The organism is Pseudomonas sp. P39-UII1, assembly GCF_039672635.1.
GTDB lineage: Bacteria > Pseudomonadota > Gammaproteobacteria > Pseudomonadales > Pseudomonadaceae > Aquipseudomonas.
The window spans coordinates 49,898-72,670 of sequence record NZ_JBDFPP010000006.1; the positions used below are offsets into that span (position 1 = coordinate 49,898).

General features: G+C 57.3%; 24 protein-coding genes, 2 tRNA genes and 2 pseudogenes. 8 read left to right on the top strand and 20 right to left on the bottom strand.

Annotated features, from left to right (window positions below):
• Positions 1–71 precede the first annotated feature (71 nt).
• Positions 72–716, bottom strand: coding sequence for a hypothetical protein (locus ABEH27_RS10500; RefSeq protein ID WP_346613523.1), 645 nt, complete (start codon positions 714–716; stop codon positions 72–74).
• 198 nt (positions 717–914) lie between these two features.
• Here ABEH27_RS10500 and ABEH27_RS10505 point away from each other — a divergent pair, with 198 nt between their 5' ends.
• The 3 genes from ABEH27_RS10505 to ABEH27_RS10515 all read left to right on the top strand — a co-directional run bounded on the left by ABEH27_RS10505 (position 915) and on the right by ABEH27_RS10515 (position 3,773).
• Positions 915–1,145: a DUF4160 domain-containing protein gene (locus ABEH27_RS10505; protein WP_346613524.1), complete on the top strand. Its 231-nt coding sequence runs from the start codon at positions 915–917 to the stop codon at positions 1,143–1,145.
• Positions 1,133–1,585 (top strand): DUF2442 domain-containing protein, encoded by a 453-nt coding sequence (locus ABEH27_RS10510; RefSeq protein WP_346613525.1) that lies wholly within the window; start codon positions 1,133–1,135, stop codon positions 1,583–1,585. The genes ABEH27_RS10505 and ABEH27_RS10510 overlap by 13 nt, the downstream gene beginning before the upstream one ends.
• 310 nt (positions 1,586–1,895) lie before the next feature.
• Positions 1,896–3,773: a hypothetical protein gene (locus tag ABEH27_RS10515; RefSeq protein WP_346613526.1), complete on the top strand. Its 1,878-nt coding sequence runs from the start codon at positions 1,896–1,898 to the stop codon at positions 3,771–3,773.
• A gap of 195 nt (positions 3,774–3,968) precedes the next feature.
• Here the strand turns inward: ABEH27_RS10515 and ABEH27_RS10520 are convergent, their stop codons facing one another.
• From ABEH27_RS10520 to ABEH27_RS10540, 5 genes and pseudogenes are all read right to left on the bottom strand, one after another.
• Positions 3,969–4,838: a hypothetical protein gene (locus ABEH27_RS10520; RefSeq protein ID WP_346613527.1), complete on the bottom strand. Its 870-nt coding sequence runs from the start codon at positions 4,836–4,838 to the stop codon at positions 3,969–3,971.
• On the bottom strand, positions 4,835–5,392 hold the full coding sequence (locus ABEH27_RS10525; RefSeq protein ID WP_122521578.1) for a hypothetical protein: 558 nt from the start codon (positions 5,390–5,392) through the stop codon (positions 4,835–4,837). Before ABEH27_RS10525 ends, ABEH27_RS10520 begins: the two co-directional genes overlap by 4 nt.
• A 164-nt stretch (positions 5,393–5,556) precedes the next feature.
• Positions 5,557–5,880: a hypothetical protein gene (locus ABEH27_RS10530; protein WP_346613528.1), complete on the bottom strand. Its 324-nt coding sequence runs from the start codon at positions 5,878–5,880 to the stop codon at positions 5,557–5,559.
• A pseudogene (locus tag ABEH27_RS10535) lies at positions 5,877–6,070 on the bottom strand (integrase); the annotation flags it as partial. The pseudogene ABEH27_RS10535 and the gene ABEH27_RS10530, both read right to left, overlap by 4 nt.
• 350 nt (positions 6,071–6,420) lie before the next feature.
• A pseudogene (locus ABEH27_RS10540) lies at positions 6,421–6,861 on the bottom strand (tyrosine-type recombinase/integrase); the annotation flags it as partial.
• Positions 6,862–7,045: 184 nt separating this feature from the next.
• Between ABEH27_RS10540 and ABEH27_RS10545 the strand changes: the two are divergent.
• Positions 7,046–7,396, top strand: coding sequence for a type II toxin-antitoxin system RelE/ParE family toxin (locus ABEH27_RS10545; RefSeq protein WP_346613529.1), 351 nt, complete (start codon positions 7,046–7,048; stop codon positions 7,394–7,396).
• On the opposite strand, the gene ABEH27_RS10550 is transcribed toward ABEH27_RS10545, so the two are convergent.
• The 3 genes from ABEH27_RS10550 to ABEH27_RS10560 all read right to left on the bottom strand — a co-directional run bounded on the left by ABEH27_RS10550 (position 7,393) and on the right by ABEH27_RS10560 (position 8,438).
• Positions 7,393–7,716 carry a helix-turn-helix transcriptional regulator gene (locus ABEH27_RS10550; protein ID WP_346613530.1) on the bottom strand — a complete coding sequence of 108 codons (324 nt, stop codon included), beginning with the start codon at positions 7,714–7,716 and terminating at the stop codon, positions 7,393–7,395. The two genes, ABEH27_RS10545 and ABEH27_RS10550, sit on opposite strands and share 4 nt — an antisense overlap.
• Positions 7,717–8,015: 299 nt before the next feature.
• Positions 8,016–8,091 (bottom strand) — tRNA-Thr (locus ABEH27_RS10555).
• A 98-nt stretch (positions 8,092–8,189) separates the two neighbouring features.
• Positions 8,190–8,438, bottom strand: coding sequence for a hypothetical protein (locus ABEH27_RS10560; RefSeq protein WP_346613531.1), 249 nt, complete (start codon positions 8,436–8,438; stop codon positions 8,190–8,192).
• A 544-nt stretch (positions 8,439–8,982) separates the two neighbouring features.
• On the opposite strand from ABEH27_RS10560, the gene ABEH27_RS10565 reads away from it, so the two are divergent.
• Positions 8,983–9,258 (top strand): hypothetical protein, encoded by a 276-nt coding sequence (locus tag ABEH27_RS10565; RefSeq protein WP_346613532.1) that lies wholly within the window; start codon positions 8,983–8,985, stop codon positions 9,256–9,258.
• Positions 9,255–9,527 carry a DUF3077 domain-containing protein gene (locus ABEH27_RS10570; protein ID WP_346613533.1) on the top strand — a complete coding sequence of 91 codons (273 nt, stop codon included), beginning with the start codon at positions 9,255–9,257 and terminating at the stop codon, positions 9,525–9,527. The genes ABEH27_RS10565 and ABEH27_RS10570 overlap by 4 nt, the downstream gene beginning before the upstream one ends.
• Positions 9,528–9,891: 364 nt before the next feature.
• Here ABEH27_RS10570 and ABEH27_RS10575 read toward each other — a convergent pair whose 3' ends face one another.
• The 5 genes from ABEH27_RS10575 to ABEH27_RS10595 form a co-directional block, all read right to left on the bottom strand.
• Positions 9,892–11,097 carry a methyltransferase gene (locus tag ABEH27_RS10575; RefSeq protein WP_346613534.1) on the bottom strand — a complete coding sequence of 402 codons (1,206 nt, stop codon included), beginning with the start codon at positions 11,095–11,097 and terminating at the stop codon, positions 9,892–9,894.
• 110 nt (positions 11,098–11,207) lie between these two features.
• Positions 11,208–11,897, bottom strand: a complete 690-nt coding sequence (locus ABEH27_RS10580; RefSeq protein WP_346613535.1) for an ABC transporter permease — start codon at positions 11,895–11,897, stop codon at positions 11,208–11,210.
• A complete protein-coding gene (locus ABEH27_RS10585) occupies positions 11,894–12,589 on the bottom strand; it encodes an ABC transporter permease (RefSeq protein WP_346613536.1) in 696 nt (231 codons plus the stop codon). The genes ABEH27_RS10580 and ABEH27_RS10585 overlap by 4 nt, the downstream gene beginning before the upstream one ends.
• A 54-nt stretch (positions 12,590–12,643) precedes the next feature.
• A complete protein-coding gene (locus ABEH27_RS10590) occupies positions 12,644–13,405 on the bottom strand; it encodes an ABC transporter substrate-binding protein (RefSeq protein ID WP_346613537.1) in 762 nt (253 codons plus the stop codon).
• Positions 13,406–13,418: 13 nt separating this feature from the next.
• Positions 13,419–14,192 (bottom strand): ABC transporter ATP-binding protein, encoded by a 774-nt coding sequence (locus tag ABEH27_RS10595; RefSeq protein WP_346613538.1) that lies wholly within the window; start codon positions 14,190–14,192, stop codon positions 13,419–13,421.
• A 649-nt stretch (positions 14,193–14,841) separates the two neighbouring features.
• Here ABEH27_RS10595 and gabP point away from each other — a divergent pair.
• Positions 14,842–16,227, top strand: coding sequence for a GABA permease (gene gabP, locus ABEH27_RS10600; protein WP_346613539.1), 1,386 nt, complete (start codon positions 14,842–14,844; stop codon positions 16,225–16,227).
• A gap of 171 nt (positions 16,228–16,398) precedes the next feature.
• On the opposite strand, the gene ABEH27_RS10605 is transcribed toward gabP, so the two are convergent.
• Positions 16,399–16,842, bottom strand: a complete 444-nt coding sequence (locus ABEH27_RS10605; protein ID WP_346613540.1) for a hypothetical protein — start codon at positions 16,840–16,842, stop codon at positions 16,399–16,401.
• 126 nt (positions 16,843–16,968) lie between these two features.
• Here ABEH27_RS10605 and ABEH27_RS10610 point away from each other — a divergent pair, with 126 nt between their 5' ends.
• Complete coding sequence (locus tag ABEH27_RS10610) at positions 16,969–17,505, top strand: hypothetical protein (protein ID WP_346613541.1); 537 nt, start codon at positions 16,969–16,971, stop codon at positions 17,503–17,505.
• A gap of 4 nt (positions 17,506–17,509) precedes the next feature.
• On the opposite strand, the gene ppk2 is transcribed toward ABEH27_RS10610, so the two are convergent.
• The 5 genes from ppk2 to ABEH27_RS10635 all read right to left on the bottom strand — a co-directional run bounded on the left by ppk2 (position 17,510) and on the right by ABEH27_RS10635 (position 22,433).
• Positions 17,510–18,496: a polyphosphate kinase 2 gene (ppk2, locus tag ABEH27_RS10615; protein ID WP_346613542.1), complete on the bottom strand. Its 987-nt coding sequence runs from the start codon at positions 18,494–18,496 to the stop codon at positions 17,510–17,512.
• A 194-nt stretch (positions 18,497–18,690) separates the two neighbouring features.
• Positions 18,691–18,766, bottom strand: a tRNA-Phe gene (locus ABEH27_RS10620).
• 90 nt (positions 18,767–18,856) lie between these two features.
• Positions 18,857–19,129: an oxidative damage protection protein gene (locus ABEH27_RS10625; RefSeq protein ID WP_346613543.1), complete on the bottom strand. Its 273-nt coding sequence runs from the start codon at positions 19,127–19,129 to the stop codon at positions 18,857–18,859.
• A complete protein-coding gene (mutY, locus tag ABEH27_RS10630; RefSeq protein WP_346613544.1) occupies positions 19,126–20,193 on the bottom strand; it encodes an A/G-specific adenine glycosylase in 1,068 nt (355 codons plus the stop codon). The genes ABEH27_RS10625 and mutY overlap by 4 nt, the downstream gene beginning before the upstream one ends.
• Entirely contained in the window at positions 20,190–22,433 is a 2,244-nt protein-coding gene (locus tag ABEH27_RS10635) for an AsmA family protein (RefSeq protein WP_346613545.1), read from the bottom strand. Before ABEH27_RS10635 ends, mutY begins: the two co-directional genes overlap by 4 nt.
• Between the last annotated feature and the right edge of the window lie 340 nt (positions 22,434–22,773).

A 22,773-nucleotide genomic window follows, 5' to 3' on the forward strand; every position in this document is an offset into this window, starting at 1 on the left:
CTGTGGTTTTACCAAAGTCTCGTATTCGTAACACCAAGCGCTAAATGTTACGGATACGGGACATGCCTCGGTCACCGCGGCGCTACATGTTTTGAAGACAGCTGGGCATACCCATTCGGTAGGTGATGAGCATCCACGAAATGCCGGGTCTGCAGCTCCAGCACCGTGCTCATCAGATGCTCCACGGGTTCAGCCACTCCCCATGCTGCAGCAACCTTGTCGTAGCGGTTGAGCTTTTGCGCCCTGTCTACCAATTTGTCGCTGACGCTTCGAGACAGGTTTTGCCATTCGCTAACCAGCTGCTTCATCTTCGCTGCGTGCTCTGGTTTCATGCAGGGGAATCGGCGAAGCCGATCAACCAGATACATCAGTCGGCGCTTCCTGACGGGAGCTAAACCAGGTGTTTTGAGGCGATTTTCCACTGCTTCGCGCATGTCTTCACTTCTGTACCAGAATAAAAGCGCGAAGGTTTCTGCAACCGTCTTGTCGACCTTTGCCAATGGCATCTTGGTCGCCTGCACTACCAAGTAATCAAGCGCTTGGCGGACCTGGTGGTCGTAAGCGAAAGCGTCAGAGGATACAAGCGCCCACAATTTGGTAAACCGGCAGTCGAATTGAAAGGTATCCAAAAAGGGGCTGCCTGGGGCCTCCCTAGAGGTCAAAGTCTCAGGGGGGCTGGTTTCATCACTGTTGTTGGCCTTTATCTCGGGCTTCATCGAGAATTAACCTCAGGCAGCTGGCAACGGTGCCTTTGTCGCGGGGTAATAGAATACACAAAGCATCTACCACTTGGGCGTGATCAAGCGAGTCCCTGGATTCATTCGCCTTTGGAGAAAAGCATTGGAGGGGCGCGGTGATCGTAGAGCAACAGCCATCTCTTGAAGCATCGCCAATTTGGCGATACCTTAGAATGCATGTCTACTAAACACCGATTTCGCGACAAGTACCGCATCGAGCTACGAGAAAGGGACCATTTGCCACCACACGTGCACCTGACTGGTGGCGGCGTGGATGTGGTGATCAGTCTCGAATCTGTTGCAGTGACACAGGGCAAGGCACCGGCCAAAGTGGTGCAAGAGGCCCTAGCGTGGGTCTCGGCCAATCAGGCCGATCTGTTGAAGGAGTGGATGAAATGGCATCGATGAAACGTCCCCGCCTGCGGGCTGTTCAGCCACGGCCGGGCGCGCGGCTGGAGCTGACTTTTACCAACGGTCAGCGATTCGACCTGGACTTGAGCGCTGCGCTTGCGGCGTATCCGGGGCTGGCCCCTCTTGCTAAGGGCAATGCGTTCCAAGGCGCCACGCTGGGTGACGGGGGATGGACAGTGGAATGGCCGGCGCTGGATATTCAAATCGGGGCAGACTCGTTGTTGCTGGACGCCCTTGCCCAGACAGCGCCGGATGAAAACACGCGGATTTTCATTAGCTGGCGCTTGCGGCATCGGATGACGCTCGACCAGGCCGCGGAAGCGCTGGGCGTGAGTGCGCGGAGCATCAGTCGATACAGCAGTGGCCGAGAAGCAGTGCCGCGCACACTGGCGCTGGCGTGCCTTGGCTGGGAGGCATTGGAGCGGGTGGCTGCCTGAGCTTGGCTTGGCAAGGACACTCTAGACAACGCAAACAAAAAAGGCCCACCTTTCGGTGAGCCTTTTTGGTACTGCGTATGGTGCGGCACCAGGAGTCGAAAATAATCATAATTATATGATTTACAATGGATTTTTTAATTTTGACTGCTGGCATATATCTCTAAAAGTATTCCTTTGCACCTGCACCTGCACCTGCACCTGCACCTGCACTGGAGTACGCAATGATCAGTGAACCTAGCGGATAAACACACGTCCAGAGAGATTTGCTTCTAGCCTCCAGATAGCTAGGGAACGCCGCGCGTTAGGCCATATGTTGGCATTGATTTTTTTGCATATAAAAAGGCACAATGCCACTACTGATACTTGGCAGTGGAATGTAAAAATGGACTTATATAATCTAAATCTTTCAAAAAGTGCTCAGTTTTATAAAATAAAGAAAAAAATTAGCAAGACAAAAATTAATGAAATATTTAAGGAGCTATCAGAGGGTCGTGTTGGAAATCCTTTGTTTAGAATAGCGAAAGATGAGTTAAGGACGGCAACCGAGCAGGTTATTTGTTCGGCCATAGCCTTTAAAGAACTATCTGAGCCACCTTTTTTAGTTGGAACTGCCATTCAAGAGGAAAAGTACTGCTTTGTACTGATGGTTGAATATAATGACTGTGTAGCTATTACTAAAAGAAATGTTCCTTATGTGGAAAAGGCTTTAGATGGTTACTTAGAAGAATTTGACTATGAACGATTCACCAATTTCCAAGGAAGGAATTCGCCTGAATACGAAAAAGTAACCATGAACAATATGGCGATTTCTAATGCTGTAATCAGGAGTCGGTCATATGAAGCATTCAAATTAAATGGTTTGCTAGCCTCGAATTCCTCAAGTCGGTCAATCCCTCAGAACTTCAGGATTCGTGTTCAGGGCGATACTATAACTTTAACCCCAAATTCATCTCGGGTAACATTCAGAGATAAAAAAACTGGAGTAGAAGAATTTTCCAACTGGGTTATTTCTACGATTGAAGAAATTAACGATCTTACAAATGCAAGTAAGTTCATCAGCGAGTTTGCTGCGCCCATTACTCTAAGTGATATTCAAAAAAAGAAAATCGAGCCTACTGCAATATTCATAAATCTTGACGAGTTAGATGAAACCATTAGAGGTGGTGATGGAACCTCTAAGCTGCGGATAAACGATGGTTCGACAGAGCGGGACTGTACGTCGGAAGAGATATCTAGGCTTTTCAATATATTCAAGCATTCTATTAGTATAAGCAGTTCCAAAAAATTACACCTCAAAGGTGCTGAACTGCCAGCTAAAATAACCTTAAATAAAAAGCAGGTGACGTTTTATTCTGGCGTTTGTGAAAAGATTTCTGTTGAGATTAAAGGCGAACCACCTATCTCTCTCAGTAAGTACATAAATAATACTAAGCCAATATCGATAATGTTCAACTCTCCAGAGTACGCCTACTTTGGGCGATCCTGCTTCCAAGATAAACGTCTAATTCCTAGCCTTACCTCCATACTTTCAATTTTTGATGAAAAATATGACTTCACAGGGGTCAATAGCGAGAAAGAAAAGCAGCACAAGAAAGGAGTGAAACCGTTCCCAGATAACATTTCAGAATTCCCCGTCGCGTCATTATTCAGGAAGATAGAAGATAATTATTGTAAAGCGCCTGGGATTACTATCTGTGATGATATGAATGACGAATGGGCAGATCATATTTACCTAGAACCTGACTCCAGCCCCCCTGCGATCACGTTTATTCATGCGAAATTCACTAAAAAGGACAGTCATGGGGCGAGTAGTTTTCATGAGGTTGTGGCACAGGGGCTTAAGAATATAGGCAGGGTATTTTCTACGCTGGAAGATTTTAAGGAAAAGCATGACAGAGACTGGAATAAAAATTACGAAAATACCAACATCAGTCGAGTCAGGGGTGGGAAGGTTTGGAGTGACTTACACAGTGCGCTCACAAAAATTTTCGATAATCAAAACTCCACAAGGAAAATTGTTCTTGCAACACCCTTTATAAGCAAGAGCCAGCTTGAGATAATATTTTCAGAGCTATCTCTTAAGGGTAAATGCAAGCCACATCACACCCAGCTTATCTGGCTTATCAATACTTTTATAAGTGCTTGTAAAGATTTGGGTGTTCAGCCTCATATCTTGTGTAAGCCTTAAGGGATAGTTTGATTGTTGAGAATAAACTTTGAGGGAAAAGGGGGGTATTTGATGGTACTTCAACCAGCGCTAAAAAATAAATCTGTCCCTTTTCTGATGTGGATTAGGTGATGCTATATCATGGAGTACCCTTCATTTGGTCTCAGGCCTGTGTACCTGTGTCGCATATATACTGAGCTGACAAGTGACCCTGGGCTAAAGCAGAAGCTCATTCTCCGGGAAATTACCTTCCGGCTGAACGTAAAAAGCTATTTGCAAATGGGGAACAACTAACTCTGAACGACCAATACAACATTCAGAAAACTCAGCCCCCGAAAGGCAGGGGCAAGGATGGTCTGAAGGGAGGTGCGCTACCTCAGAAGCCGCTATTTTTCTGGTGGTTTGCTCTGAGTGCCAACCATGGAACGGGGATGATAACCGATCAGATACAAATTTTACATTTGAGTAGTTGTAATGGTCCTTTTGTGTTCCATCTGGGTTGGCAAGAAAGGCTACGGAGTATCGTTGGACAGGATTTTCCACCGCGGAAATACTCAAAATTTCCATTTCTGTAACAATGTGATGGCATAGGTCTCCATGATAAATTTTACCTTTCCTATGACCGCAAGGTGATCTTGGTAGTACAGGTGCTCTGCACACACTGCATTCGATTTTCTTTTTAAGTATTTCGGGGCTAAAGAAAACTTTGTAAGGGTATAAGCTCTGCCACCTTGCAATCATATTATCGATATATGCTAAGCGATGAGGGTCGTCATCTGAAATAATATGGTGTTTTTTCAGGCTGTTTAGAGTGATTTCGCATTGCTCCAGATGACACCAGGCAGAATAGAAATTCTGTTTCTTCAGTTGGGAGAAAGCGGTTATGAATTTTATCTGTACTTCTGCGATTGTTTCCGCTTTCCAGGTAAGTGTTGCTTCTTCTTCGTCGTATCTGGAAAGTGCGGCTGTTTTTAGTTCCGCTAATATTTTATGATGATCCGATATTTTTAGTATAAAAGGGTCATCTTCCGGGTAGCGCAGTGCGTCAATCCACGCCTCTGCATTGGTGAGATTAGAAACCGTCATTTTGGGGATTTTACCTTGTTTGCGGTATGGCTTTTTTTCTGACAATCTCGAGACATTTGTCCCACTTTATCAACAAGCTGGCCAAAATTTTGCGCCTCACCCTTAAAATCAAAGTTGAACGACTTGCAGTCGTGATCTTCCATGGTCATGGTGAATTCTATATAGTCCGTAGGTTTTGCTTTTAGTTCATCGTAAATGTAATTTGTGAGTAGCCCAATGACCAATGGCGCGACTATATAATTTACAAGTATTTTTCCTATCCTGAAGTGAGCAGAGTGTAGAGATATTTCTAGATATTCATCGTCGTTTGCGCAAATTTCTACCGAGGTATGCGAGGACAAGTTTTCTGATAAGTATTTAAGAAGTTCTGGAGTGTCTTGATGGAAAAGAAATGGAAATCCTTCTCGGAAGTTTTTTTCCGGAACCAGAATTACGTCAGCACTTTCTAATTGAGCTTCGTGTCCCTTGCCAAGTCCTTGGGATAGCCAGTAAAGTTTGGACTCTGTTGTTTCGCTTATTGTTATTAGGCATGGATTTGAAGAGTTTGTGAACATTGGTGCTCCTGTGTTATGTTTAGAGTGTTCGGTAGTTTTAGACGAGATTGTTCGTAGTGTGAGCCCTTGCGGATAATTAATTATTGCATTGTAGGCTTTGTTATCTACTGTAAGGTAATCATTGCCTAATATTTCCGCGTTTTCCAGAATTATTTTGCGATTTTTTACGGTTTCTTTGCTCGGATGCTGTTTCGACGGATGCTAATTTCGTCTGGCACTTTGAACTGCCACGGCTTGCCTAAGCGAAGAGTGAGCAACTGTAAGGTCAGCAGATAGTAATAGCGCGTAGATTCTGCACGCCGGCTCACGTATTGACTTAGAAACCATGTGATATGTTTCTCCTGCCAAGTCCACGGATTGTCACAGTGCCAGCGATCATCGATCGCTGCTTGAATATCTTTTGCTTGGCGTATGTGACGCGCGCGCGTCGAATGCGACCCTTTTAGGACTGCTGCTAGGAAAAGCTCAATATTGTATGGCTTGCTCATGCTCGACCGCCGATGTATGCCGATACCACGTCGATACCTCATGCCCGAGTTCATAGCTGATTCGTGCGCGAGCCTTCTGGTCGAGGTCTTGGTCGAGCTGATAGCAATCGCCTCCGTTGATGGGGGCGGGTTGATGGGTGATTTGCTTATAGCGTTCGCACGCATAAGCCGCCCGCAATTCGTGAAAACCGTGTTAGACGCGCCCGTGAAATGGCCAAGCGGATAGGTTGCTGCTGAGCAGATGGGGGTTCGGGTCACCTGGGGTGCTGTCATCGACAGCTCTTGCGACTCCCGGTCTACGCTTGTGGACAATATTCGTCAAGCAGCGCGATATCAGAGATTTAGCGCCTGTGGATAAAACTATCCCCGGTGGGCATCAGTGGTTTTCCACAGACGTAAGCTGTGCCAGCAGTTTTTTTATTAGGTATGGTCCTTTCAAACGGGGCGGCTTTGCAGCCCCGTTTGAAAGGACCCGCGCGGAGGAGCTTCATGCGGTGCTGTGGGTAACTTCACAGCGGGTTGAGGTGGTGGTGCGGCGGGCTACTCGGTCCTCTTGGCACTGCGAAGGCGCGTGACATTCTCGCCCGTCTGCTTGGCAAACTCATGCGGCGTCACATGATCCTCGGGGTCGCCTCCAGAAACCGGCTCCACCAGGTCATGATCATCCGGCGCTCTTCGAGGAATTCGGCCTTGTGGGTATAGGCGGCGCGCACATTGTTGCGTTCCTTGTGGCTCATCTGCCGCTCGATAGCCGTCTCCGACCACAGCCCGGACTCGACCAGCGCACTGCACGCCATGGCTCGGAACCCGTGGCCGCAGATATCCACCTTGGTGCCATAGCCCATCGTCCTGAGCGCGGCATTCACCGTGTTCTCGGCATCGGTTTCCACGGTTTGGCATCATCCGCGAAGCCAGGTCGGATTTGCCGGTGGTCGTGTGGAGCTGCTGGAGCAAGGTCACTCTCTGTGGCGACAAGGGCACGGCACGAGGTGAAAGACAGCGACCCCGAATGAGGGCGAACTCATTTCATCGGCGGGAGTAACACGATATTTCAGGGTTATTCCGCGAAACAGTTCTATTTCCACCAACTGCAAGCCCTTGCGCTAAATTTCTCCCTCCTGGCTTTCATGCCGTCCCAATCCAGCATCTCGTTGTGGGTAGACCGTTGAAAAAGTTTGCGTTTGTGAGTGCAGCTGCTGAGCGTGAATACAAAGACCTACCTAAGGACGTTCAGGACGATTTTGGTAAAGATCTGCGACGCATCCAGTATGGCCAGGACCCAGAGCGGCCGATCAAGTCGTTGACCGAGTCTGTAGGGGCGGGTGCGATTGAGCTCATCATCAACGGCAGCCCTGCATTCCGATGCGTGTATGTGGCCAAATATGCAGACATGGTCGTCGTGTTGCATTCGTTCGTAAAAACGACCAATGGGTCTGACCGGCACGCGATGCAGGTCGCCGAACAGCGGATGAAGGAGTTGAAGCAAGAACTGAGAAAAATGGGATACAGGGTTTAGCTGCCAGGCGTTTGGGTGATCACGATCTGTGGGGGCGAACCAGCATCGTTCGAGGGCAGGGTCAGGGTGGTGCGAAAGCCGAGCTTGTCCAGCATGTCCATCATGGCGTCCAAGGTGAATTTCTCGATCTTGCCATTTGCAAGCTCGGATATGCGGGATTGGGTTACGTTCAGCTTGGCCGCAGCCTCATGCTGCTTGAGGCCCATTTTTTTGATGCAGTCAGTGATGAAGATGGATAAGTCCATTTTCAAGGCCATCTTGCTGGCGGCATCTGCGTCGTGGGTGGCGTGGAAAGGGCTTTCGTGGAATTGAAGCGCCATGGGCTTGCCTCAGTAGAAATATCTAAAATTTGCGATAAAGCGTAGCGGGCGTTTGCTGGAGAGTCAAAGCGTTTCTGGTGGAGGGGTGTCTGTTTTTGAGCTGTGCTGGTGGTTAGAGCCTTGCGTCTGCTTTGTTGGGGCTGCTGTGCAGCCCATCGCAGGCAAGCCAGCTCCTACACCGGTCGTGGTGGCTTCAGGTGATTTGTAACAACAGGACGTTGGCTGGGCGAAGGGTGGAGTGCGGGGGGAGGGGGAACAAAAAAGGCCCACCTTTCGGTGAGCCTCTTTGATAATGCGTATGGTGCCGGCACCAGGAATCGAACCCGGGACCTACTGATTACAAGTCAGTTGCTCTACCATCTGAGCTATACCGGCAATGGGGCGTCATTATAACGATCGTTCGACGCCTGTAAACCACTTCCTTTCAAATACTCGAAAATGACCTAAGTCACCGGCCTAAAAGGAGAATTTTCCTACCAGCCGCGGTGGATGGTATTGACGTTTGGCTCGGTCTTGCCGGGGTTGAAGAACAGCTTGTCGTTGTCGCAGCCGCGCTTGCGGCAGGGGCTTTCGGTGCGCAGGGGCAGGCCGTTGTCGCCGCCCAGCTGCATGGCTGGGGTGTTCCAGCCCAGGTTGCTGGTGGGCTGGGGGGCGGGGCTGTTGCTGCAGGCGGTCAGGGTGAGCGCGAAGGCCAGCAGGGTGAGGGGTTTGGCTTGGGTCACGATGTCTAAGTCCGTTTGTCCATGTCGGTCCGGCGCAACGCCAGACGGTCGCGGGGCTGGGGGCAGCGCGCGACGTAGCTTTTTAATGATTTGGAGTGGGGATGATACACCGTTGGCTCGGGATTGCGGTGCCTTGGGGCGGGGGTGCGCTGAATGTGCGGGCCTCTTCGCGGGGCAAGCCCGCTCCCACAAAAACCGGGCGGTGGTGCTGTCAGATTCGGGGGCATCTGTAAGGGATTTCTGAAGCTGAAACCAAATGCTTCAGGGTTGGGGTGTTTGGGAATTATCCTACGCGCGCTGCTGAAGCTTCACGATTGGCGTGAAAGACACTCAGGGATACCGTTCCTGGGTCGCCGATTCTGGTGACAGGGTGTGAGAACCCGATCGCGAATAAGCAGTAGCCACATGGTGGCCGTACGCGGGCAGACTTCGGTCTGGCCGAGCTTCCTTATTCCCTCGGTTTCTCACCCCGCGTACGGCTGCCACCCAAATCCGTGAGAAAGATTTTCGTGGCAGGCCTTTCCATTGGAATAAGGAATTAGCCATGAAGAAAATCGTTCCCGACCCACCGCGCCCCCTCATCACCACGCCATACTTCTGTATCCACAGCGACATCTCCCCAACCGACGCCATCGCCCACGCCCTCGAGCTTATGCGTGTCGTAGCCGAAACCATCGATAACCATTGCCGGGACCACGCCGGAAAACCCGGCCTGCACCTCCTGGTCAACGCCGCCCATGCAGCCGATTCGGCGTGCGTGCTGGTGCAGCATGCAAAGCGGCGATTGGAAGACGCCCAGGCTACGGAGGCGTTGGAATGAGTCCGGAACCAAAGCCTGTTACCACTGCTGGTGTCGAAACGTTTCTCGAGGTCGGTAACCCGCCGGTGGGCCTTTTGCGTGTGCAGCCCGGTATCCCAATCGATGCGGCCTATGAGCAGGTGTCAGTGCTGCTGGGTTACATCAAGCACCTGGTACGTGAAGGTGATATGGAGGACGACCATAAGCTGCTGGGTGCGGCGGATTACCTCAGTTCATTGGCTAAGGCTTTGATGAACGATATTGAGATGGGCAGGAATAGAGTCCGTTGAAGTGGGTAATGCTGTTCACTTGAGTTATGCATCGCCTGAGGTGGGGCCGCTTTGCGGCCCATCGCGACACAAAGGCCCCACAGTCTCCGCGCATGACCGTTGAGCGACTTGGGGCCTTTTCGCGGGCAAGCCCGCTCCTACAAAGAGTGGGTTTTGCCTAATCGAATTTTTGTTTATGCACAAGAGGCATCCATGCCTTGCGCGAAAGGCATGCCGATTCCACACGCCGTCGGTCTTTGCGCAAATGCCTGTTTTTACTGGGCTTGGCGAGCACTTCGGAATAAGCCAGGCGTTTGAAATAGCGCTTGGCTGCAAACATTCATCACAAGCTTGTTCACAGACTTATCCACAGGTTGTGCTGTGGCTAACTGTCGCGTTCTGCCAGTAAAAGCAGGTTGCGTGGGGTGAGCGAGTAATCGCAGAAGGTACCCAGGCGCACAGCGTAGCCTTGCTCCTCAAGGAACAGCGCACGGTCGAGTACCAGCCACAGCTCCAGCGGCCGGCGGAACAGGTTGCGCACCCGTTCGAGGTTGCGCACTGCAGCCAGGCGCTGCCAGCCGGCGGCTTCGAGGGCTTCCCAATCGGGAGTAAGGGTGAGTTCCAGGTCGCGCAGCGCGGCCAGGTCGCGGCAGTACTGCTCGAAGGGTTTGCTCAGCCAGGCAACCGGCAGCGAGGGGGTGGGCAGGTACTCGTCGGTTTGGCGTTGTTGGCGCTGCAGCAGGTCGAAGCCCAGGCGCCGGGCCATGGAGCAGTCGCGCTGGTGACGCACGCGTGCGCCGGCGGTGACGGTTTCGCTCAGGGGCAGGCCGAGGTCGGTCAGTGACAATTGCAGCGGCGAGTGCTGCGCGGCTGTGGATAACGGCTGGTAGTGCTCGGCCTGGATGCGGTTGTAGCAGCACGGCGCCACGGCGAGGTGGCGGCAGCCTTGCTGGCTGGCCACGCGCAGCAAGTGCACGTGCAGGTCGCCGCAGGCGTGCAGGGCCACCACGCTTTTGTCGCTGTCGAGATGGCGGCGGCTGTCGGCGGCCATCACGTCCTGATGGACGTGGTTGGCCGGCAAATGGTGATGGTCGCTCAAGGCCTGGCCGGCAGCGACCAGTGCGGCGTCGTACTCAAGGCAGGTCAGCTGCTGGCCGGGCTGCAGCAGGCGGCGGCCGAGGTAGCCTTTGCCCGAGCACCAGTCCAGCCAGTGCTGGGTTTGTGTGCGAAAGCCCAGGCGGCGGCTGAAGGCTTCGATCTGCTGCCATTTACGGCCGGGGACGTTGACGTCCAGGCGGTGGGCGGCGGGGGGCAGGCCGGTGTCGGGTAGGTCGCCAAGGGCGCAGAGCTGTCGAGCTTTATCGGCTAACTGTGGATAAGGCGCGGGCAGGGCTTGCGGGTCGAGGTCGGTTTCGGCGTCGGTCAGGCTGCAGTGGCGCAGGTGGGCGGAGAGTTCGGGGTGTTGGTCTTCCCAGTCCAGGCGCAGGGTGGTGAAGGGCCTGGGTTTCCACAGCTGTTGGTGCTCGGTCAGGAACTGGTCGAGGGCCTGGAAGCGGTCGCTTAGGTGGTGGCTGTGGAGGTAGGGGGGCATGGGCTTGAGGGGTGTGGGGGTTATAGGGCCTCATCGCGGGCAAGCCCGCTCCTACAGGCATAGCACCGGTTTGTAGGAGCGGGCTTGCCCGCGATGAGGTCAGCGAGATCTCAGCGCCCCTGGCAGGCGTCTACGCGCAACCAACGCTCCAGCAGCTTGAAGCCCTGTACCAGAATGAACGAGATCAGCAGGTAGAACAGGCCTGCCGCGAAGAAGATCTCCACCGGCAGGTAGGTGCGGGCGATGATGGTGCGTGCCATGCCGGTCAGTTCCAGCAGGGTCACGGTGCTGGCCAGCGCACTGGCCTTGAGCATCAGGATCACTTCGTTGCTGTACGCCGGCAGGCCGATGCGCGCAGCGCGGGGCAGCATGATGTAGAACAGCGTCTTGCCGCGCGACATGCCCAGCGCCCGAGCCGCCTCGATTTCACCCTTGGGGATCGATTGCAGCGCGCCGCGCAGAATCTCGGCAATGTAGGCGGCGGTGTGCAGGGTCATGGTCAGCACCGTGCACCAGAACGGGTCGCGCAGGTACGGCCACAGGCTGCTTGCCCGCACCGCATCGAACTGCGCCAGGCCGTAATAGACCAGGAACAGCTGCACCAGCAGGGGCGTACCACGGAAGAAGAAGATGTAGCTGTAAGGCACGGCGCGCACATACCAGTGCCTGGAGGAGCGGGCGATGCCCAGCGGGATCGCCAAAATCAGCCCGGCGACAACCGCGATGGCGACCAGCTCCAGGGTCAGGGTGGCACCTTGAGCCAGGCGTGGCAGCCACTTGATGATCACTTCCCAATTCATTGCTCAGCCCTCGCAAAGCCGCGAGCGGCGCGTTTTTCCATGAAGTGCATGCCGGTCATGGCGACGATGGTCAGGCTCAGGTAGATGCAGGCCGCAACCATATAGAAGGTGAAGGGCTCTTTGGTCACGGTCACGCCGATCTGTGCGTGGCGCATGATTTCTTCAAGGCCGATCACCGACACCAGCGCGGTGTCCTTCATCAGGATCATGAACAGGTTGCCAAGGCCGGGCAGGGCGATGCGCCACATCTGCGGCAGGATGATCCGCGAGAGGATGCGCCCCTTCGACAGGCCAAGCGCCAGGCCGGCCTCACGGTGGCCCTTGGGGATCGCCAGGATGGCACCGCGGAACACTTCGGTGGCATAGGCGCCGAAGCACAGGCCGAGGGCGATCACGCCGGCGGCAAAGGCGCTGAGTTCCAGGCCCGGCATGTTGAGGGCGTTGCCGAGGCTGTTCATCAGCCCGACGGTACCGAAGTAGATAAGCAATACCCAGAGCAGTTCGGGCACACCACGAACCAGGGTCGAGTAGAAGCCGCCAAGCCATTGCAGCGGTTTGATCGGGGAAGTCTTGGCCAGGGCGCCGAGCAGGCCCAGGACCAGCCCAAGCAGCAGGGCGCAAAGCGCCAGTTTTACGGTCATCAAGGTGCCAGCCGCCAGGGCCGGACCGAATCCGTGCAGGTCGATATTCATGGGCAGGGTCGTTCTAGGGACCGGCACGCCGCAGGGCGTGCCGGTCGGGGCGAATCAATAGATGCTGAACGGGAAGTACTTGTCGTTGATCTTCTTGTAGGTGCCGTCGGCGACAATTTCCTTCAGTGCGGCATTGAGCTTGTTGCGCAGCTCGTTGTCGCCTTTGCGCACGGCGATGCCGACCTTGTCACTGTCGTTGACCGGGTCGCCCTTGAACTCGAAGTTCTTGCCAGCGTCGGACTTCAGCCAGTCATAGTTGGCATATTTGTCGGCGAGGATGGCGTCCAGGCGGCCGGACGTCAGGTCCAGGTAGGCGTTTTCCTGGCCGTCATACAGGTTGACCTTGAACTCGCCGTCCATGCCACCGTTGTCGTCCAGCCAGGTCGCGGCCTGGGTGGCGCGCTGGGTACCGATGGTCTTGCCCTTGAGCGAAGCACGGTCGGTTTTGAAGTCGACGTTTTTCGGTGCGATGAACTGCTGCTTGTTGGAGTAGTACGGGTCGGTGAAATCAACCGCCTGCTTGCGCTCGTCGGTGATCGACAGCGAGGAGATCAGGAAGTCGAACTTCTTGGCGTTCAGCGCTGGGATGATGCCGTCCCAGTCGGAGGTGACCACTTCGCATTCGACCTTCATCTTGGCGCACAGCGCGTCGCCGATGTCCTTGTCGAAGCCGACCACCTGGCCGCTGGCATCTTTGTTGTTGAAGGGCGGGTAGGCCGCCTCGATGCCCATTTTCAGTTTTTCGGCTGCCATGGCATTGGCCGAAAACACCAGAGTGGCGGCAGCTGCCAGGAGGAATTTCTTGTAGGTCTGCATTCGTGTTGCTCCGTTAGCGGTGGCTGGACATGAATTGCTTGCAACGCGCCGAGGTCGGGTTCTCGAAGACCTGCTGCGGCGATCCTTGCTCTTCAACCAGGCCCTGGTGCAGGAAGACCACTTCAGTGGACACCTGGCGGGCAAAGTTCATCTCGTGCGTCACCAGCAGCATGGTACGGCCTTCTTCGGCCAGTGCGCGGATAACGTTAAGCACTTCCTGGACCATTTCCGGATCGAGCGCCGAGGTTGGCTCGTCGAACAGGATGACCTTGGGGCGCATGGCCAGGGTGCGGGCGATGGCGGCACGCTGCTGCTGGCCACCGGAAAGCTGGGCGGGGTAGCTGTGGCGCTTGTCGAAGATGCCGACCTTGTTCAGCAGTGCTTCGGCCGCTTCGATCGCCTCGGGCTTGCTCTGGCCGAGCACGCGGCGTGGCGCCTCGATGATGTTGTCGAGCACCGACATGTGCGGCCACAGGTTGAAATTCTGGAAGACGAAGCCGATTTCGCTGCGCAGGCGGTTGATCTGGCGGTTGTCTGCAGCGATCAGGTCACCATTTTTGGCAGCCTTGAGCTTCAGCGACTCACCGGCCACGAGGATTTCGCCCTGGTGTGGGTTTTCCAGCAGGTTGATGCAGCGCAGCAGGGTGGACTTGCCGGAGCCGGAAGATCCCAGAATGGAGATCACGTCACCGTCACGCGCGGTCAGCGAAATGCCCTTGAGAATTTCCTGGTCGCCGTAGCGTTTGTGCAGGTTGCGGATTTCCAGCGCGGGCGTGGCCTGGGCCATGTGCGGTCCTCATGTGTTCGGGTGCGTTCCCAGCTGTTGGCGGCCTTCCTGGCGTGCGCCAAGCTAGCATAGCGGCATTATGGCGGCCAACAGGGGCGCAGGGGGCTCGGGGCATTGCCGGGGGATTTGTCGCATCGTTGCAGCGCAACGTCGCGCAGATGTCCGCAAGGGGCTCGCCCAACTCCAGAGCCTTGATGAAAAAAGGCGCGATGGTGCCAGCTTTGAGCAGGTGTGGGAAGCGCTTTTGACCCCTTCGCGCCAAACCAGCCGCGCCAGGCACACCGATCCCCCGCAGGAGCGGCTTCAGCCGCGATAGCCATCAACCTGATCCCAGGTTGTACCCCAAGGTTGCACTTTTCTGTATTGCCATGGTGCATAGGTGTTACCCAGGAGCACCTTTGGTGCGTTTGTAAGTGGGTATTTCCGTAATCTAGTCATTTACTGCGAATTTGGCGGCCTTTCGGTCAGACTTGGCCGAATGCCCTGCAACCCGCGCCCTTCACGGCTGCCAGATCAATCTGACGAATGCATTCAGCAGATGGCCCGCTTATTGCCCTATCGAAACCGCCGATTGCAGCGACGCCTAAACCAACCCCGGGCGCGCTTCGTTTTAGCAATCGGGTGGTCCACTCCTTACAAAGGTAGTTTTATGAGCGGTAACAATTCCAATGACCTCGCTCAGGGGCTCAAACAACGGCATGTCACCATGCTGTCCATTGCTGGCGTCATCGGCGCCGGTCTGTTCGTAGGCTCCGGCCACGCCATCGCTGCTGCCGGCCCTGCCGTGCTGTTGGCCTATGCCGCCGCCGGTACCTTGGTGGTGCTGGTGATGCGCATGCTCGGCGAAATGGCGATTGCCTCGCCAGACACCGGTTCGTTTTCAACCTATGCCGACCGCGCCATTGGCCGCTGGGCCGGTTTCACCATTGGCTGGCTGTACTGGTGGTTCTGGGTGCTTGTCATCCCGCTGGAAGCCAACGCCGCCGCAGCAATCCTCCACGCCTGGTTCCCTGCGGTCGATCTCTGGGCCTTCTCCCTGCTGATCACCCTGGCACTTACCCTGACCAACCTGTGCAGCGTCAAGAACTACGGCGAGTTCGAGTTCTGGTTTGCCCTACTCAAGGTGCTGGCGATCATCGGCTTCATCGTCGTGGGTTGCGTGGCCATGTTCGGCTTCGTGCCCAATAGCCAGGTCAGCGGTGCAAGCCACCTTTTCGATACCCAAGGCTTCATGCCTAATGGCCTGGGCGCAGTGCTGGCAGCGATGCTGACCACCATGTTCTCGTTCATGGGGACCGAAATCGTCACGATCGCTGCTGCCGAATCGAAAGACCCGGGCAAGCAGATCAGCCGCGCCACCAACTCGGTGATCTGGCGTATCTGCCTGTTCTACCTGGTATCGATCTTCCTGGTCGTGGCCCTGGTGCCTTGGAACGACCCGGCGCTGGCCGAAACCGGTTCCTACCAGACCGTGCTGAGCCGCATCGGTGTGCCGAACGCCAAGCTGATCGTCGACATCGTGGTGCTGATCGCCGTGACCAGCTGCCTCAACTCGGCGCTGTACACCTCTTCGCGCATGCTGTTCTCGCTGAGCAAGCGTGGCGATGCCCCGGCTATCGCGCAGCGCACCACCAAGGCATCTACCCCGCATGTGGCGGTACTGCTGTCGACCGCAGCGGCATTCCTCTGCGTGTTCGCCAACTACGTTGCGCCGGCCCAGGTGTTCGAGTTCCTGCTGGCCAGCTCCGGCGCCATCGCGCTGCTGGTGTACCTGGTGATCGCCGTTTCGCAGCTGCGCATGCGCAGCCAGCGTGAAGCGCGTGGCGAGAAGATCGACTTCAAGATGTGGCTGTTCCCGGGCCTGACCTGGGCGACCATTGCCTTCATCGTTGCGGTGCTGGTGGTGATGGGGCTGCGTGAAGACCACCGTGCAGAGATCATCGCCACCGCGCTGCTGAGCATTGGTGTTGTAGCGGCTGGCTTGCTGGTGCATCGCAAGCGCCAGGCGGCTGGGCGGGTGGCGCTGGATAACTGACCCGCGCTGGCTGCAATTAAAAGGCCGCGCCCTGTGAGGGGCGCGGCCTTTTTGGTTGTCAGTGCCGGCCTCTTCGCGGGGCGAGCCCGCTCCCACGGGTTTCTCCACAATGCCCGAGGCCTGTGTACAACCTGTGGGGCGGGCTTGCCCCGCGAAGAGGCCGGTACTGGCTCAGCCGAACTGTTTCTGCTGCTGTTGCTGCTTGGCCACCAGCTCGGAGGCGGCGATGTACGCTTCCTGGAACTCGTCGCTCTCCAGCCACGCCATGGTGGTGTCTTCGTCGGCGCCATCGAGCCAGGTGCGGTAGGCGTTGAACACCAGCACGATGTAGTCGGTGGCGTGCTCTTCCTTGTGCCCTTTGAGCACCAGCGCCAGCAGCGGGTCGACCAGGAACACCGAGATCATCGCCACCAGGCTGGTTTCCTGCGCGGCTTTCATCTTCTCGAACATATCTTTGTAGCTGTCCGATTCCATGGCCTTGTTGAACACCTGCTCGATGCTGGCGCTGTCGCCGGCGCTGGCCTTGACTGCCTGGCCGCTGCGCACCATACGGTTCTGCTTGGCCTTGGTGGCGGCGCGTTTGGCGCGTTTCTGTTGCTTGGTATGGGTAGCCATGGGGCTGGAAATCCTTGGGGGCGAAAATGTGCGTATTGAATCGTACTTGCCGAGGAAACCCAAGCGGCAGGCAGTGGTCTGAGGCAGGCCGCCGGATATCCGGTATCCATTGATGAGGTTTCACGGATGAAAACAGCACTCTCGCTTGGCCTGCTGGCTGCGGCGCTCTGTGGTTGCGGCAATATGGCTGCGGTCAAATCGTTCAATACGCCCTACGCCTCGCCGGTTGCAGGCGATACCGCAAGGCTGCGGGTGGTGGCCAATGGCATGGTGCGTGCTGTGCCGGAAAAGGACTGCGTGGACTGGTACAGCCCTGGCGCGGGGGTAATCGCGGTGCCCACCGAAGGCTTCGCCGACCGTAATGGCGAGAGCCTGGGTATGCCTGCCAGTGCGGCGGTGCAGGCGGGGGATGCGGTCAGCGAGGTGCTGGTCCCGGCGGGCAAGCCGTTTACCCTGCACTTTCTCGATCGCGGCCAGTCGGTGGGGTATGACAGGGTGCAGAACTGCCTGGGGATGTTCTCGTTCGTGCCGGAAAAAGGCGCTGACTATGAGTTTGTCGTGCATGGCTACAGTGCCTGCGATGGTTCGCTCAAGCGCCTGGGCAACACGCGGGAAGTGCCCAAGCGCAAGGCGGACTATTGCAGTGCCATCGCTAACTTCTAAGCCTTCAGGCTTGCGGTGCCAGCTCATCTTCCTCGAAACCGCGTGAGGCGCGCCCTACCAATTGTGCGTCGGGCGCATACGCAACACTGAGGTCCTTGCCGGGGTAATCCAGCGAATGCAGGAAGTGGCGGATGCAGTTGATCCGGGCGCGCTTCTTGTCGTCGGATTTGATTACCGTCCACGGCGCATCGGCGGTGTCGGTGTGGAAGAACATCGCCTCTTTGGCGGCGGTGTAGTCCTCCCACTTATCCAGCGACTTGATGTCGATGGGTGAAAGCTTCCAGTGCTTGAGTGGGTCATCCCGGCGTGAGATGAAGCGGCGCAGTTGCTCCTCGCGGTTCACCGAGAACCAGTACTTGAACAGCAGGATGCCGCTGTTGCACAGCATGCGCTCCAGGTCCGGCGCCTGGCGCATGAACTCCAGGTACTGCAGGGGCGAGCAGAATTCCATCACCTTTTCGACCCCGGCGCGGTTGTACCAGGAGCGGTCGAAGAACACCATTTCGCCTGCTGTGGGCAGGTGCTGGATGTAACGCTGGAAATACCACTGGCCCTTTTCCTGCTCGGAAGGCTTCTCCAGCGCGACAATGCGCGCGCCGCGCGGATTCAAGTGCTCCATGAAGCGCTTGATGGTGCCACCCTTGCCCGCAGCATCGCGCCCTTCGAACAGCACCACCATACGCTGCCCGGTTTCCTTGACCCAGCTTTGTACCTTCAGCAGCTCGATCTGCAGCGCGTGCTTGGCCGTCTCGTATTCCTGGCGGCGCATGCGGGTGGGATAGGGGTAGCTGGCCGGCAGGCGCGCAGAGGTGCTGTCCTCGTTGCTGCCTTTCGGTGCGCTGGCCACTTCCAGCGCGGCCGGTGCCTGGCTGATCTGGGTGATGGCCGGCTCGGGTTTGCGCTGACGGGGGCGGCGGGGGCGCGGTTTTGGCGAGGGGCTTGGCGTGGGGCTGTCGGGGGCGGGGAGCAGCAGGGGAGTTTCTTCGCTCATGGAGGTCCTTGCAGGGTCGGGTCGTGTGTCCGTCTGCAATTGTGGGTTTGAGCGAGAAGGCGCTTGTTGATGTTGGTCAACAATGAGCAGTGAGGCAGAAGGGAACGAAAAAATCGCAGACAACAAAAAACCCGCACTAGGCGGGTTTCTTGTTGTCGCTTCGGGTAACTTTGCAACCACCAGAAGCTTGAAGGTGGTGCCCAGAGACGGAGTCGAACCGCCGACACGAGGATTTTCAATCCTCTGCTCTACCGACTGAGCTATCTGGGCGACGAGGTGAATTAAATAGATTTCCAGACCGCTCGTCAACGACTTTTTGAAAAAATTTTAAATTAATTCCGTCGCTTACGATTTTTGGGGTCATTCGGCCGGGGGAACGTAGCCTTCCGCTTGGGCATAGTCTTCGCCGGCGAAAAACTTGTCCATCTCGGCCTGGAGGAACTTGCGGTCCTCGGCGTTCATCATGTTCAGGCGCTTTTCGTTGATCAGCATGGTCTGGTGTTTCTGCCAGTCGGCCCAGGCTTGCTGCGAGATGTGATCAAAGATGTCCTGGCCCTTGGCGCCGGGGTAGGGCGGGCGCTCCAGGCCTGGCAATTCTTTGTTGTACTTGCGGCACATCACGGTACGGGTCATCGGGCATCTCCTGCAATCAGTTCGTCGGCCGCGCGTTTGAGCAGCTTCTTGACCGGGGCGGCGAGGCCCAGGCGCGGCGGGGTGGCGAGGTTATACCAGAGCCAGTCGGCCTCGGCCACGTGCTGGCCGACCGGGTCGACACGCACCAGCCACGGCTCGATCGCCAGCTGGAAATGGCTGAATGTGTGGGTCAGGCCGTCCAGTGCGCGGCTTTCTGCCAGGCGCAGGCCGTGCTGGTAGGCCAGGTCATCGAGCTGCTGGATATCTTCAAGCTCGGGCAGGCTCCACAGCCCGCCCCACAGGCCGCTGGAAGGGCGACGGTAAAGCAGGATCGCGCCTTCGTGGTTGGCCAGCAGCGGCATCAGTGTGCGGCGCTGCGGCAGGGCCTTGCGCGGCTTGGGCTCGGGGTAGCGGGTTTCTACACCGTGCAGGTGCGCCTCGCAACCGCGCTGCAGCGGACATATGAGGCAGCTGGGCTTGCTGCGCGTGCACAGCGTGGCGCCCATGTCCATCATCGCCTGGGTGTAATGGTTGGCGCGGGTGGGCGGGGTGAAGCGCTCGGCGGTGGCCCACAGCTGGTTGGCCACCTTGGGCTCGCCCGGGTAGCCGGCCTGCGCGGTGTAGCGGGCCAGCACGCGCTTGACGTTGCCATCCAGGATCGGTGCACGGATGCCCATGCTGATGCTGGCGATGGCACCGGCGGTGGAGCGGCCGATGCCGGGCAGCTCGGTAAGCTGCTCGACACTGCGCGGGAATTCGCCGCCATGCTGCTCGACCACGATCTTCGCGGCTTTCTGCAGGTTGCGCGCGCGGGTGTAGTAACCCAGGCCGGTCCACAGGTGCAGCACCTCGTCTTCCGGTGCTTCGGCCAGGGCCTGCACGGTAGGCAGCGCCTGCATGAAGCGGTCGAAGTAGTTCAGCACGGTGCTGACCTGGGTCTGTTGCAGCATGATTTCCGACACCCACACCCGGTATGGGTTGATGCCCTGTTGCCAGGGCAGGTCGTGCCGGCCGTGCTGGTCGTACCAATCCAGCACGGCGCTGGAGAACTGCGCAGGGGTCATCGCTTGAACAGCCCCTTGAGCGCGTCTTTCAGTTCTGGGCTCACTTTATCTCCGAGTTTTTCATCGAGCTTTTCATCGATCTTGTCTTTCAGGCGGTTGCCGGCCAGCTTGGCTGCGACCTTGCCCAGGCCGTCCTGGTCCAGGCGGCAGGCCTTGGCGCCCAGCTCCAGCGGGCCACGGCAGCGCAGCGGCACTTCGACACCGACGTAGCGCTCGTTAACCTGGCAGGCCGGGTCGGGCATGGCGCGCTGGTCACCTTCAACGACCACACCGACGTTGTAGTCCATGCCCAGCACCCGCAGGTCGAGGTCGCCGTGGCCGTTGACGGTCAGGCCGGGGATACGTGCCTTGAGGTCCGGGTTGCTGGCCACGCCGTTGCGCATCACCAGGCTGCCGCGCAGTTCTTCGAACGGTGTGTCCTTGCCGCGCGGCTCGCCGCTCAGCGACTTGCGGTTGAGGGTGGCGATGGCCTGGCAGAGTTGCTGCTCCAGGTTGGCGTTGACCAGCACGCCGTCGTTGATGGTGAAGTTTGCGCTGCCGTTGAGGGTGTCGACCAGTGCCTTCTGGCTGTTACCGGTGGCTGTCAGATCGCTGGTCAGGGTCAGCAGGCCTTTTACCGGCGGGGCCTGCTCTTTGTCGTCGGCCTTGATGAAGTGTTCCACCGGTACTCGGTTGATCTTGGTATTGAGGCCGATCTGCGGCACGGCAGGGCGCACGTCGACGGTGCCCTTGGCCTCGAAGCTGCCGTTGTAAAGGCCGCCGCGCAAGGTTTGCAGGGTGACCAGGCCGCCTTGGCCGGTCGCCTGCAGTTGAGCGTCGCTGATTGGCAACTTGTCGAGGGTCAGCGAACCGAAGGCCAGGTCGGCCTGCAGGTCGAGGGCGCGCAGGCGATCGACCGGCAGTAGCTTGTCGTTGCTCCAGGCCACCTGGGTCGGCGCGTTCGGCAGCGGTGAGCTGCCTGCCCCGGCCACGGCGCTGGCTTCCTGTTGCTTGACCTCGTTCTGGCGCGCCGCGGTGGCGCCCTTGGCTTCTTCGCTCTTGGCCGGCATGTAGCGGTCGGCGTCGAATTTGTCGCCTTTGAGCTTAACGCGCAGGGCTTGCTTGGCGAAGTCTTCGACGGCCACGCGGCCGCTGAAGGTGCTGTCGTCCAGTTTTACCGCCAGGTCTTCCAGGGCCAGGCTGTTCGGCGTGCCCTGCAGGCGGCTGACCAGCTCCAGCTTGTTGAAGGCAGCGGGATCGTTGGTGGCCGGCAGCGGGTGGCCGATGCCGTCGAGGAAGGTGCGCAGGTCGAACTGGGCGATGGACAGGCCGCCGCTGAGCTGCGGCGCCTTGTCCAGGTCGCGCAGGTTCAGCTCGCCCAGGGCTCGCAGCTGGTTGGCGGAGATCTTGAGGCCGTTCCACGACGCCACATTGGCCGCCATGTCGACCAGCACCTGGCCCTGGGCGGCGAAGGTCATGGTCTTGCCGGCCAGCGGCTCGCCCGAGGTTTCGCCGGTCAGGCGCATGTCCTCGAAGTTGTAGCGCTTGAGCTTGCGGTCGAAGCGCAGCTCGCCGGCAAGCTCCGTGCGCGCCTTGAGGTTCGGCTGGCTGGCGCTGAGGAAGGCGCTGGCCTTGAGCGGGATGTTCGCACCTTCGTGGACCGGGCCAGTGCTCAGCTGGATGCTTTCGGCGCTGTAGCTCTTGCCGGTCTTGGCATCGGTGTACTGCACGCGGGCGTTGTTCACGGTGAGGCTGTCGATGTCCAGCTTCACCGTGCGCTCGCTGCTGCTTTCTGCCGGCGCACCTGGCTGTTCGGCGGGCGCTGGGGTGCTGGCGGCTGCGCCGTCCTTCGCCGGCAGCGGCTTGCCGATGTCTTCCCAGTTGCCATGGCCCTGTTCATCACGGGCCAGGGTCAGGTTCAGCCCTTCGACGCGCACATCGCTCATCTGCACTTCGCGGCGCAGCAAGGGCAGCACGCGTACCGACAGGCCGAGCATCTGCAGGTCGGCGAACGGCTCGGTGGGCTTGTTCAGCGTGGCGATGCTGGCCTCGTGCAGTTCCAGGCCCAGCCACGGGAACAGGCTCCAGCCGATATCGCCGTTGAGGGTCAGCTCGACATGGGCCTTGTCGCGCGCCAACTGGCGGATCTCGTCTTTATAGTCGTTGGGATCGAAGAGGTGGGTCAGGGCGAAGCCCAGCGCCACGATGATCAGCAGCAACCCGAGAAGCCCCAGTCCCAGGATTTTGCCGAACGCTTTCATGGGCGAGTCCTTGTAGTCCGTATTTGAATTTCAAGCGGCAGAGTATAGCGCCGCAGCGGTGGGCCCTGAGTATCAGACAAGAGATACAGGGCATTTCCTACTAATTGATCAGACATTGCGACTTTCGACAGCGGTTGGCCGGGCAGTTCCTTTTTAGTGACGAGCCAGAAGTACCGATTCAGCCGGGCAAAAAATAACGATATCAGATTGCTTCCATGTCATGAGCGAACTGGTACTCTTGCGCCGCTTTCGAAGCGCCCGCGACCCATTGTCGCGGCGCGTTGCCATGCAACGGCCACGCCTCACGTGCATTCAGAAGAGCCGGGCATTCAATCCGCAA